The organism is Aquincola tertiaricarbonis (genome assembly GCF_000969605.1).
In the GTDB taxonomy this organism is placed as follows: domain Bacteria; phylum Pseudomonadota; class Gammaproteobacteria; order Burkholderiales; family Burkholderiaceae_C; genus Aquincola; species Aquincola tertiaricarbonis.
In genome coordinates this window covers 87,053-98,737 of the sequence record NZ_JZUE01000004.1, presented here as the reverse complement: position 1 = coordinate 98,737, position 11,685 = coordinate 87,053, and the positions used below count along the sequence as shown (strand labels likewise).

The following is an 11,685-nucleotide window of genomic DNA, read 5'->3' as shown; positions in this document are numbered from 1 at the left end:
CATGACCGACACCCTCGCCCTGTCCACCCACAGCGCCATCACGCCCGACGGCGTGCGGCTGCACGTGGAATCCGCCGGCCGCGGCACGCCCATCGTCTTCGTGCACGAGTTCGGCGGCGACCACCGCAGCTGGGAGCCGCAGATGCGCTTCTTCGCGCGGCGCTACCGCTGCATCAGCTTCGCCGCGCGCGGTTATCCGCCTTCGGACGTGCCGGCCGATATGGAGCGCTACTCGCAGGCCACCGCGGCCGACGACATCGCCGCGGTGATGGATGCGCTGGGCCTGGACAAGGCCCATGTCGTCGGCCTGTCGATGGGCGGCTTCGCCACGCTGCACTTCGGGCTGCGGCATGCGGCGCGCGCGCTGTCGCTGGTGATCGCCGGGGCCGGCTACGGCGCCGAGAAGGAGCACGAGGACTACTTCCGCAACGTGTCGCTGGAAGTGGCGCGCCAGTTCGAGCGGCAGGGCAGCGAGACCTTCGCCAGGACCTACGCCATCGGCGCCAGCCGGGTGCAGTTCCAGAACAAGGACCCGCGCGGCTGGCAGGAATTCGCCACCTGGCTGGGCCAGCACGATGCGCTGGGCGCGGCCAACACCATGCGCGGCGTGCAGGCGCGCCGGCCGTCGATCTACGACCTGCAGGGCGACATCGCGCGCATGCCGGTGCCTTCGCTGGTGGTGGTGGGCGACGAGGACGACCACTGCCTGCAGCCGGGCATCTTCCTCAAGCGCACCATCCCGGCCTGCGGTCTGGCGGTGATGCCCAAGACCGGCCACACGCTCAACCTGGAAGAACCGGCGGCCTTCAATGCGCTGCTGGCCGAGTTCTTCGCCCAGGTGGAAGCCGGCCGCTGGGAAGTGCGCGACGCCCGCGCGCTGCCCAGCCAGATCATGAAGACCGACTGATGGCGGCGCTGGCCAACCTGCGGGTGGACGGCGCCCGGCTGTGGGACCGGCTGATGCAGCTCGCCCGCATCGGCGGCACGCCGGCCGGCGGCGTCAACCGCCAGGCGCTGAGCGCCGAGGAGATCGAAGCCTGGCGCGTGGTGATCGGCTGGGCCGAGGCCGCCGGCCTGCAGCCCAGCACCGACGACGCGGGCAACCTCTTCCTCACGCTGCCGGGCACCGATCCGTCGGCGCTGCCGGTGATGAGCGGCAGCCACCTGGACAGCCAGCCGACCGGCGGTCCGTTCGACGGCGTGTACGGCGTGCTGGCCGCACTGGAGGCGCTCACCACGCTGGCTGAACGCGGCCTGCGGCCCCGCGCGCCGCTGGTGGCGGTGGCCTGGATGAACGAGGAGGGCTCGCGCTTCGCGCCCGGCATGATGGGCTCGGAAGCCTTTGCCGGTGTGCGACCGCTGGCGGAGATCCGCGAGGCCACCGATGCCGAAGGCATGCGCGTGGCCGATGCGCTGGACGCGCTGCATGCGGCCTTTCCTGCGCTGCGGCGCCGGCGGCTGGGCTTCGCGGCCCAGGCCTACGTGGAGGCGCACATCGAGCAGGGCCCGTTGCTGGAGGCCGAAGGCAGGGTGATCGGCGTGGTCAGCGGCATCCAGGGCAAGAAGACCTACCAGGTGGTTCTGCAGGGTGACAAGGGCCATGCCGGCACGCTGGCCATGGCCGACCGGCGCGATGCGCTGGCCGCCTTCACCCGCGTCGCGGCCGAGTTGTATAGGCAAGTGGGCGGGCACGACGCGGCGGTCAAGTTCACCATCGGCCAGTTGAAGCTGGAGCCGAACGCACCTTCGGTGGTGCCCGAGCGGGTGCTGCTGCGCATCGACCTGCGCCACCCCGACAACGCCACGCTCGACCTGCTCGGCCGCCGGCTGGAAGCGCTGTGCGAGGCGCATGCGGCGCCCTGCACGGTGCAGGTGCAGCCGCTGGTCGATGCGCCGGGCAACGGCTTCGATGCCGGGCTGCGGGCCCAGATCGACGCCGCTGCGCAGCGGCTGGGCCACCCGCGCATGGCGCTGCTGTCGGCCGCGGGGCACGATGCCCGGCACCTGGCGCCGCTGTGCCCCAGTGCGATGGTCTTCATTCCGTGCCGCGGCGGCGTGAGCCATGCCGAGCATGAATGGGCCGAGCCCGCCCATGTGGCCGCCGGCGCCGACGTGCTGCTGCAGGTGCTGGCAGCGCGGGCAGGCGTGGAGGCCGCATGACGCAGGCCTTCGACAGCCTGGCCGCGATGCCGGTGCAGCTGCCTGCGGCGCCCGCCGACGAGGCCCAGGCCCGCGCGCGCTTCTTCAATTCCGGCAACGCCTTCAACCTGAAGCTGCCGCCGGTGCCGGCCGGCCAGTTCGATGCGGTGGCGGCGCAGGCGCTGGCGGCCACGCACAGCGGCTGGTGGGCCTGCGACCAGTCGGCCGCGATGGGACAGGCCGGCCCGGCCACCACGCCGCTGATGCTCGCGCGTTATGCCCACGTAGCCGCGGGTGATGCACTCGCCTTCGACCTGCCTGCCACCGCGGCGATCTGCTACGTGATCCGTGGCAGCGGGGCGTGCCGCGGCGGCGCGGACTTGGTGCGCTTCGAAGCGGGCGACGTGTTCCTGCTGCCCGGCGGCAGCGCTTGCAGCCTGCACGGCGGCGCGGCCGGCGCCCTGCTGTGGATGGTGGACAACCAGCCGCAGCTGTCGCTGGAGGGCGCCCGGCCGGGCCCGGCCGAGGCGTCGCCGGTGGCCACGGTGCACTACCCAGCGGCCGAGATCGAGCGGCAGCTGTCGCTGGTGACGGCCACCGCGGCCGGTGCCGGCACCTCCGGCCATGCGCTCATCTTCTCGTCGCAGCAGCAGCAGGCGCGGCGCAACCTCATGCCGTCGCTCACGCTCAGCCTGAACACGCTGCCGCCGCGCGCGCAACAGGCGCCCCACCGGCACAACTCGGCCGCCATCACGCTGGTGCTGCAGGGCGAGCATTGCCATTCGTCGGTGGACGGCCAGGCCTGCGGCTGGCAGCGTTGGAGCACGCTGGTGACGCCGCCGGGCGCAGCGCATTCCCACCACAACGCCGGCGGCGTGCAGGCGCGCTTCCTCATCGTGCAGGACGGCGGACTGCACTACCACGCCCGCACGATGGGCTTCGAGTTCCTGGGCGCTTGAAGGCCACGCATTGTTTGGCCGCGGCAAAAAGTGATGGTGCGCCTGGCCGGTTTATCCGCGGGCCGCGGGCTTCTAGAGTGGCTGCTTCCAGCAACACCCGAGAAGGACGGTCCTCATGACCCGCGACGTCGTCACACCCCCGGGGCGCCACGCCCTGTACGAACTGCACCGCTATTCCCCGGCCGTGCGTGCCAACGGCCTGTTGTTCGTTTCCGGCCAGGTGGGCAGCCGCCCCGATGGATCGCCGGAGCCCGACCGGGACGAGCAGGTGCGCCTGGCGTTCAGGAACCTCGATGCCATCCTGGCCGCGGCCGGCTGCAGCTTCGCCGACGTGGTGGACGTGACCGTGTTCATGGTGGACCCGGCGCAGCACTTCGAGCGTGCCTGGGCCGTGGCTGCCGAGTTCTGGGGCCCGCCGCCGTATCCCACCGCCACGGTGGTGGGCGTCACCTGGCTGTCGGGCTTCCAGTTCGAGATCAAGGTGGTCGCCAGGCTGCCGCAGGTTGCCACGACCTGATGAGGCCTACTGCGCCACCAGCGTGATCACCTCGCCGTTGTACACGCGCTTGTAGAACAGCTGGTTGTCCTTCACCCGCACCTCGTTGCAGCTGCTTTCGATGGTCTTGCGCATGTCCTGGCACAGCTTGTCGCCCTCCAGCCGCAGCTTGCCGTCCAGGATGCCATTGCGAAAGCTCACGCGGTAGCTGCGGTCGGGGCCGAAGTCCATCTGCCGCCAATGGCCGCCCTGGGTCTGGCCCACGTAGCGCTTGCCTGCCAGCGCATCGAGCGAGGCTTCGGTCAGCGGCACCGCATCGGGCGGAAACTCGGTCGGCTGGGCGCTGGCGGGTGGTGCATGCAGGGCGGCCAGCAGGCAGGCCGCGCCTGCCATCGCCTGCATCGGAAGCGTCGTGTTCATCGGGGGCTCCGGCGGTTGTATTGGCCGCGCCAGCTTAGGAAGCGTGGGCGCGCAGCGCCTCGTCCGCATTGCGGAGATCGCCGTGCCGCGGGCGGGCCGGCAGCCGGGTGTGCCAACATCGCCGCCTCTTCAAAGGAGTGCTTGGAGATGGAAACGCAGCAACTGCACCGCGGACGGCTGATCGACCACCTGCACCTGGTGGTGCGCGACCTGGCCGCCAGCCGGCGCTTCTACCAGGCGGTGCTGGCGGCGCTGCAGGTGCCGATGGGCGGCGAGGGCGCCGACTACTTCTGGGCCGACGAACTCTTCGTCTCCAGTGCCGACAGCGACAGCGCCCAGGGCCGGCTCACCGGCCGCCACCACCTGGCCTTCCAGGCGCGCGACGAAGCGATGGTGCAGGCCTTCCACCAGGCCGCGCTGGCCCATGGCGGCACCGACAACGGCGCACCCGGCCCGCGCGACTACCACCCCGGCTACTACGCCGCCTTCGTGCTCGACCCCGACGGCAACAACATCGAGGCGGTGTTCCACGGCAAGGCCCGCCGCAGCGCCGCCTCGGTGCAGATCGACTTCTAGCGGCCGATGTCGGCATCCCCGCTGTTCTTCGACCGCTTCGAGCTGCAGCCGCTGCAGCGCCGCCTGCTGCGCGATGGCGAGCCGGTGGCGCTGGGCGCGCGGGCCTTCGACCTGCTGCTGGCCCTGGCGGGGCGCGAAGGCAGCCTGGTGACCAAGGGCGAGCTGCTCGACCGCGTGTGGTCCGGCCTGGTGGTGGAGGAGAACAACATTGCCGCCCAGGTGACCGCGCTGCGCAAGGCCATCGGCAACGAGCTGATCGCCACCGTGCCCGGCCGCGGCTACCGCTTCACCGCGGCGCTGCGGGCGGCGCCGGCGGCGGGCGACAGCCTGCCGGCCCAGGCAGACGCGCCCGCCCTGGCCACCGCAGCCGGCACGCCGGCCGCCGCCGCGCCGGCCGAGCCCTTCCAGCTCTTTGGCCGCGAGCCGGACCGCCTGCGGCTGGAAGCCGCGCTGCAGCCCGGTGCCTGCATCACGCTGGTAGGCCCCGGCGGCGTGGGCAAGACGGCGTTGGCCCGCGCGGTGGTGGCGCGGCGCACCGCCGGCCCCACCGCCTGGGTCGACCTGGCCGCGCTGGGCGATGCCGCGCAGCTGACCGGGGCGCTGTGCCGCGCGCTGGGCATCGGCGCGCCGGAGCCGGCCGACCCGTTCCGCGCCGCCCTGGCCACCGCGCTGGACGGCGGCCGCATGCTGCTGGTGCTGGACAACGCCGAGCACCTGGTGGATGCCGTCGCCGAACTGGCCGGCCTGCTGCGCGAGGCCGCGCCGCGGCTGGCGCTGCTGGTCACCAGCCAGCTGCCGCTGCGCATCGCCGCCGAGCAGGTGCAGCCGCTGGACCCGCTGCCGCCGCCGGCCGACACACTGAGCGACGACGAGGCTTTGGCGGCCGCATCGGTGCAACTGCTGCTGGAGCGGGTGCGGGCCGCCGACCCGCGCTTCCGCGTCGACGCCTCGGGCCTGCCGCTGCTGCGGCGCCTGTGCAACCGCCTGGACGGCCTGCCGCTGGCGCTGGAGATGGCGGCGCCGATGGTGCCGCTGCTGGGCCTGCCGGGCGTGCTGGCCGCGCTGGACGAGCGGCTGGCTGCCTTCCGCCGCGGCCGCCGCGATGCGCCGGCCCGCCACAAGACGCTGCGCGCCGCGCTGCAATGGAGCCACGACCTGCTGCCACCGCCGGCGCAGCGCGCGTTGCGCCGGCTGGCGGTGCTGGCCAACGGTTTCTCGCTGGAGCTGGCAGTGGCGGTGGCCGGCGACGAGGGCGATGACCGCTGGCAGGTGATCGACCTGCTGGCCGAGCTGGTGGACCGCTCGCTGGTGGCCAGCCTGCAGCAGGAGCCGCCGCGCTACCGGTTGCTGGAGACGATGCGCGCCTATGCGCTGGAGCAGCTGGACGCCAGCGGCGAGCGCGACCGGGTGCAGGCCCGCGTGGTGGCGGCGCTGGCGGCGACCATGGCCGCCGCCCCGGCGGGCCAGGTGGATGCGGTGACCGCACAGGAGCTGGGCAACGTGCCCGAGGCCCTGGCCTGGGCCCGCGCGCATGATCCGGCCGCGGCGGTGAGGCTGACGCTGGCCGCCAGCGCCGTGGCCACCTGGACGCCCTGGCTGGCCGAGGCCGCCGGCTGGGTGGAGGCCTGCGAGCCGCTGGTCGCCGGCCCCGCCATCGACGCCGGCCAGCGGGCCGCCTGGTGGCGGGAGCTGGCGCGCTTCCAGTCCTTCGTGCGCGGGCCCCGCACCGTGGAGGCGGCCCGCCAGGCCTGCGCCATCGAGCGCGAACGCGGCGACGCCAGCGGCCTGTTCTGGAGCCTGGTGCCGCTGCTGCGCTCGCGGCTGCTGGACGAGCAGGAATTCGATGCCGCCCGCCGCGAGGCCCAGGCACTGCTGGACGCCCATCCCGACTGGCCGCCGCGCTGCCGGGTGGTGTTCAGCGGCACGCTGGCGCTGGAGTACCGCCGCCGTGGCGACTTCGAGGCCGCCTGGCCGCACCAGCAGGACGAGGCCGATCTGGCGCAACGCGCCGGCCTGCACCAGGTGGCCGCCAATGCGCGCAGCAACCTGGTGGCCACCCTCGTCGGGCTGGGCCGCTTCGCACAGGCGCTGGAGCGGCTGGGCGAGCTGGACGACACCGCGGTGCCCAGCGCCATCGGCGCCCACAACCGCGTGCAGCGGCTGAATGCGCTGATCGGCCTGGGCCGGCTGGACGAGGCCCAGTCCTGCGCCGCCGATGCGCTGGCCTGGTGCCGGCGCTTCGACGTGCTGGACATCCTGCAGGTGCTGGCGCTGCTGGCCGCGCGCCAGGGCCGCATGCAGGTGGCCGCCATGCTGCTGGGCCACCACCGCGCCAGCCTGGCCCGCCATGGCGCCAGCCTGCCTGCCGACGACCATGCGCCGTGGCGCGAGGCGCAGCGCCTCGTGGTGGCGCAGTCGGGCGAGGCGGCGCTGCAGGCCGGCATGCAGCGCGGCGAGCGGCTGAGCGCCGAGGCCGCGGACCGCCTGCTGGCCGGCGACGTCGCCCCGGCGTGAGCCCCGCTCAGGCCCACAGCAGCCGGATGGCGAAGCCGATCAGCGCCACGCCCGCGGCCCGCTGCACCAGCCGCCGCAGCGAGGGCAGGCGGCCCAGCCGGCGCGCCGCGGCATGGCCGGCCAGCACCAGGCCGGCCTGGTACAGCAGGCTGATGCCCGAGACGCAGCCCACCATCGTGGCCAGCGATTCGGCGGTGACCGGCGCGCGGAAGAACAACGGCAGCAGTGCGAAGTAGAAGAGGATCACCTTCGGGTTGGTGAGGCTCACCGCCAGCGCCTGGCGGCAGTGGCAGGCCCAGCCCGGCGCGGCCGGCACGCCGGCCGGCGCGGCGACTGCGGCGGGGCGCATCAGCCGGCAGCCCATCCAGCCCAGGTACAGCGCACCGCCGGCCTGCAGCAGGTGCAGTGCCTGCGGATGCCCGCGGAACACCGCCTCCAGCCCGCTGGCCGCTGCCAGCATGCACAGCAGGCCGCCCAGCAGCGTGCCCGAGACCGAGGCGAAGCCGGCCCGCATGCCGTGCTGGGCCGTGGTGCGCAGGATGGCCAGCGTGCCCGGGCCGGGGATCAGCTGGAAGACGAGCACGGCCAGCACCAGGCTGCCCAGGGAGTCGATGGAATGCATGGAAACCGCCCCGCGAATTGGATGCGGCCAGTGTTCGGCGCGGGCGGCCGCGGCGTCCTTTGGGGCGGATGAAAACTTCTGAAATCCTGCCCCCGACGCGGCACCTCAGCCGGGCAGGGTGAGCACGCCGTCCTCGTACTGCGCGGCCATGAAATCCACGAAGGCCTTCACCTTCGGGCTGGCCAGGCGGCGGGAGGTGTGCAGCACCCACAGCGCCACCTCGTGGCCGGCCAGGCCGCCCCAGCGCACCAGCTCGCCGCTGGCGATCTGCCGCCAGGCGATGGACTGCGGCACCCGGGCCACGCCGGCGCCGGCCAGGGCCGCATCGCGCACCATCAGCAAGGACGACAGCTGCAGCACCGGCCGGGGCGCCAGCGTCAGCCGGCCGTCGTCCAGCGCCCAGGTGTCGCCTTCGCGGAAGGTGTGGACGATGGCGGGCACCGGCACCGGCTGCGGCGCCTCGCCGGGCGGCGGCATCGGCACCGAGGGCGCGGCCACCACCACCAGCCGGTCGCGGGCGAAGCAGCGGCCCACCAGGGCGGTGTCCGGCCGCGGATTGGGCCGGATCGCCACGTCGAAGCGCTCCTCCACCAGGTCCACCAGCCGGTCTTCGGCCACCACCTCCAGCGTGACCTCGGGATGCAGCGCCTGGAAGCCGGCCGCCAGCCGGCCCATCGCCAGCTGCGAGAACAGGATGGGCGCGGCGATGCGCAGCCGCCCGCTGATGCGGCCGCTGCCTTCGCGCGCGGCGGCCAGGGCCTCCACCACCTCGTGCATCGGGCCTTCGGTGCGGCCCAGCAGCAGCTCGCCGGCCTGGGTCAGCTCCAGGCCCTTGCCGCCGCGCTCGATCAGGCGCACGCCCAGCTGCTCCTCCAGGTCGGCCACGCGGCGCGACAGCGTGGCCTTGGACCGCCGGCTGGCGCGGCTGGCGCGGCCAAAGCCGCCATGGGTGGCAACCAAGTGGAAGTCCACCAGGGCATTGAGGTCCATGTGTTCCAGATTCAAGACGGTGCGTCCTGATCTTGATGGCTGTGTTCAAAAGGCGCAACGACTTATCGTTCGTTCACCCTCAATTGATCGCAAAAGGACATCCCCATGAGCATCCTCGTCATCGGCGCCACCGGCACCGTCGGCTCCCTCGTCGTCCAGGGCCTGGCCCGGGAAGGCGCCTCCGTCACCGCGCTGGTCCGCCGACCTGGCCAGGCCGCGCTGCCCGCGGGCGTGAAGCGCGTGGTCGGCGACCTCACCGACATCGCCTCATTGCGCCAGGCCATGGCCGGCGTGCGCACGCTGTTCCTGCTCAATGCGCTGGCGGCCGACGAGGTGACGCAATCGCTGCAGGCCCTGGGCGTGGCGCGCGAGGCCGGCATCCAGCGCATCGTCTACCTGTCGGTGATCCATGCCGACCTGTACACCGACGTGCCGCACTTCGCCGGCAAGCACACGGTCGAACGCATGATCGAGAGCCTGGACCTGCCGGCCACCATCCTGCGCCCGGCCTACTTCATGCAGAACGACATCGGCATCCAGCCGGTGATCGAGCAGCATGGCGTCTTCCCCATGCCCATCGGCGGCATCGGCTGCGCGATGGTGGACGTGCGCGACATCGCCGACATCGCGGTGGCCGAGCTGCTGCGCCGCGACCGGGCGGCCGGGCCGCTGCCGCGCCACACGCTGGAGGTGGTGGGGCCTGAGCTGATCGACGGCGCGGGCGCCGCCGCCACCTGGAGCCGCGCGCTGGGCCGCGAGGTCCGCTACGGCGGCGATGACCTGCAGGCCTTCGAGGCCCAGCTGGCGGGCCGGATGCCGGCCTGGATGGCCTACGACCTGCGCCTGATGATGGGCCGCATCCAGGCACTGGGCCATGTTCCCGCGGCGGGCGCGGCGCAGCGGCTGCAGGCGCTGCTGGGCCGCCCGCTGCGCAGCTATGCGGCCTTCGTGGCCGAGCGCGTGGCCGGGGGCTGAGGCACCGCCAGCCGGCCGCCCGCCGCACGCTTCAGCGCGGCGGCAAAGGCCAGCGCCGCTGGCTTGCTGTGCGTGCCGCGCTTCGTCACCTGGTACAGGTCCAGGTGCACCACCGGCTCGCGCAGCATCGCCACGGCCAGGCCCTGGCGCAGGCACTCCTCCAGCGCGAAGGAAGGGATGATCGCGTGGCCGCGGCCGGCCCGCACCATGCCGATCAGCGTGCCGATGAGGTTCATGCGCGGGCGCTCCTCATGGGCACGGCCCAGCCGGGCGAGCTGCTTCTCGATCACCACCTGGATCGGGTTGTCCGCCGGCAGGCTCACCAGCGGCAGGCCGCGCAGGCTGCTCCAGGGCCGGCTGTCCGCCAGGCCGCTGCCGTGGGCATCGGGCGGGGCGATGTGCATCAGCCGGAACTTGCACAGCGGCTGGCGCGACAGCCCCACGGCCGGCTTGACGAAGAAGCCGAAGCCGATGTCCACGTCGCCCTCCATCACCCGCTGGCGCACGGTGCCCACCTCCACGTCGGTCAGCTGCACCTGCACCTCGGGGTGGCTGTCGGCAAAGCCGCGCAGCACCTCGGGCAGCAAGCTGGCCGAGATCATCGGCGTGGCCGCCACCAGCAGGCGCGAGCGCACGGCCGCCTCGCTGCCGTCCAGCACCGCGGCCAGGGCGCGCAGCTCGCCCACGATGCGCTCGGCCACCGGCAGCAGCCGCCGGCCCGCATCGGTCAGGGTGAGCGAGCGGGTGGTGCGGTTGAACAGCCGCGCGCCCACCTGCTTCTCCAGCTCCTTGACCAGCATGCTCATGCCCGAAGCGGACAGGTGCACCTGTTCGGCCGCCCTGGCAAAGCTCTGCAGCCGCGCCACCTCCAGGAAGGCATGCAGCTGGCGGTTGCTGACATTCATCAGTCTTCTTGAAGAGTGCACCAGAATTTTCCGTTTGATCCATGCCGGGGCAGCCGGTGTAATTGTCGACCAACACCAAAGGAGACATGCCCCATGAGCCTCGCCACGCCCTTGCCACCACCCTCGTTCCAGCGCAGGCGCCTGCTGCTGGGCGCGCTCGCCGCGGCAGCGGTGCCCGGGGCGCAGGCGCAGACCGGCGGCGACGGGCCGGTGCGCCTGGTGGTGCCCTTCACCCCCGGCACCGGCATCGACCTGATCGCCCGGCAGATCGCGCCGCCCCTGTCGGAGCGGCTGAAGCGCCCCTTCTTCGTGGACAACAAGGCGGGCGCCTCGGGCAGCATCGGCACGCAGGAGGTGGTGCGCGCCGCACCGGACGGCGCCACCTTGCTGGTGAGCGTGAACACGCTGGTGATGAACATGGCGCTCTATCCCAAGCTGGGCTTCAATCCGCTGACCGACCTGCAGCCGGTGAGCCAGACCAGCTGGGGCCAGCTGCTGCTGGTGGCCGGCGAGAACGCCAACATCGCCACCTTGCCGGAGCTGATGGCGCGGGCCAAGGCCAGGCCGGGCGCGCTCAACTACGGCTCGCCGGGCGCCGGCACGCCGCACCACCTGGCGATGGAGCTGCTGAAGAACCGGGCGCGCATCTCGCTCACGCTCATCAGCTACCGCGGCACGGCGCCGGCGGTCACCGACCTGCTGGCGGGCCAGATCGACGTGATGTTCCTGCCCATCCACGTGGCGCTGCAGCATGTGAAGGCCGGCAAGCTCAAGGCGCTGGCCATCAGTTCCAGCGCGCCGCATCCGCTGCTGCCGGAGGTGCCCACGCTCAACAGCCTGAAGCTGGGCGACCTGGACGTGGACATGTGGTACGGCGTGTTCGCGCCGGCGGCCACGCCGCGCGCCATCGTCGACCGGCTCAATGCCGAGCTGCGCGAGGTGCTGGCCGCGCCCGCCATCGCCAAGGCCTTCGAGACGCAGGGCATGACGCCGGCCCATGCCACGCCCGACGCCTTCCGCAAGCTGGTGGTGGCCGATGCGAAGCGGTGGTCCGACCTCATCAAGGCCCAGGGCATCACCGCCGAATGA

At 72.9% G+C, this 11,685-nt stretch carries 12 protein-coding genes; 8 read left to right on the top strand and 4 right to left on the bottom strand.

Going from position 1 to position 11,685, the window contains the following annotated elements:
- Position 1: 1 nt before the first annotated feature.
- From VO99_RS06245 to VO99_RS06230, 4 genes are all read left to right on the top strand, one after another.
- Positions 2-907 (top strand): alpha/beta fold hydrolase, encoded by a 906-nt coding sequence (locus tag VO99_RS06245; protein WP_046111960.1) that lies wholly within the window; start codon positions 2-4, stop codon positions 905-907.
- Complete coding sequence (locus tag VO99_RS06240) at positions 907-2,160, top strand: Zn-dependent hydrolase (protein WP_046111959.1); 1,254 nt, start codon at positions 907-909, stop codon at positions 2,158-2,160. The genes VO99_RS06245 and VO99_RS06240 overlap by 1 nt, the downstream gene beginning before the upstream one ends.
- A complete protein-coding gene (locus VO99_RS06235) occupies positions 2,157-3,098 on the top strand; it encodes a cupin domain-containing protein (protein ID WP_046111958.1) in 942 nt (313 codons plus the stop codon). The genes VO99_RS06240 and VO99_RS06235 overlap by 4 nt, the downstream gene beginning before the upstream one ends.
- A 115-nt stretch (positions 3,099-3,213) precedes the next feature.
- Positions 3,214-3,615, top strand: a complete 402-nt coding sequence (locus tag VO99_RS06230; protein WP_046111957.1) for a RidA family protein — start codon at positions 3,214-3,216, stop codon at positions 3,613-3,615.
- A 6-nt stretch (positions 3,616-3,621) separates the two neighbouring features.
- On the opposite strand, the gene VO99_RS06225 is transcribed toward VO99_RS06230, so the two are convergent.
- Positions 3,622-4,014 (bottom strand): hypothetical protein, encoded by a 393-nt coding sequence (locus tag VO99_RS06225; RefSeq protein ID WP_157039463.1) that lies wholly within the window; start codon positions 4,012-4,014, stop codon positions 3,622-3,624.
- A 147-nt stretch (positions 4,015-4,161) separates the two neighbouring features.
- On the opposite strand from VO99_RS06225, the gene VO99_RS06220 reads away from it, so the two are divergent.
- Complete coding sequence (locus tag VO99_RS06220; RefSeq protein ID WP_046112140.1) at positions 4,162-4,590, top strand: VOC family protein; 429 nt, start codon at positions 4,162-4,164, stop codon at positions 4,588-4,590.
- Positions 4,591-4,596: 6 nt separating this feature from the next.
- Complete coding sequence (locus tag VO99_RS06215) at positions 4,597-7,104, top strand: ATP-binding protein (RefSeq protein WP_052736126.1); 2,508 nt, start codon at positions 4,597-4,599, stop codon at positions 7,102-7,104.
- A gap of 7 nt (positions 7,105-7,111) precedes the next feature.
- On the opposite strand, the gene VO99_RS06210 is transcribed toward VO99_RS06215, so the two are convergent.
- Both VO99_RS06210 and VO99_RS06205 read right to left on the bottom strand, forming a co-directional pair.
- Entirely contained in the window at positions 7,112-7,726 is a 615-nt protein-coding gene (locus VO99_RS06210) for a LysE family translocator (protein ID WP_046111955.1), read from the bottom strand.
- Positions 7,727-7,831: 105 nt separating this feature from the next.
- Positions 7,832-8,716: a LysR family transcriptional regulator gene (locus VO99_RS06205; protein ID WP_046111954.1), complete on the bottom strand. Its 885-nt coding sequence runs from the start codon at positions 8,714-8,716 to the stop codon at positions 7,832-7,834.
- Positions 8,717-8,821: 105 nt separating this feature from the next.
- On the opposite strand from VO99_RS06205, the gene VO99_RS06200 reads away from it, so the two are divergent.
- Positions 8,822-9,691 carry an NmrA/HSCARG family protein gene (locus tag VO99_RS06200; protein ID WP_046111953.1) on the top strand — a complete coding sequence of 290 codons (870 nt, stop codon included), beginning with the start codon at positions 8,822-8,824 and terminating at the stop codon, positions 9,689-9,691.
- Here VO99_RS06200 and VO99_RS06195 read toward each other — a convergent pair.
- Positions 9,652-10,596 carry a LysR family transcriptional regulator gene (locus VO99_RS06195; RefSeq protein WP_046111952.1) on the bottom strand — a complete coding sequence of 315 codons (945 nt, stop codon included), beginning with the start codon at positions 10,594-10,596 and terminating at the stop codon, positions 9,652-9,654. The two genes, VO99_RS06200 and VO99_RS06195, sit on opposite strands and share 40 nt — an antisense overlap.
- Before the next feature lie 93 nt (positions 10,597-10,689).
- Here VO99_RS06195 and VO99_RS06190 point away from each other — a divergent pair, with 93 nt between their 5' ends.
- Positions 10,690-11,685: a tripartite tricarboxylate transporter substrate binding protein gene (locus VO99_RS06190; RefSeq protein WP_046111951.1), complete on the top strand. Its 996-nt coding sequence runs from the start codon at positions 10,690-10,692 to the stop codon at positions 11,683-11,685.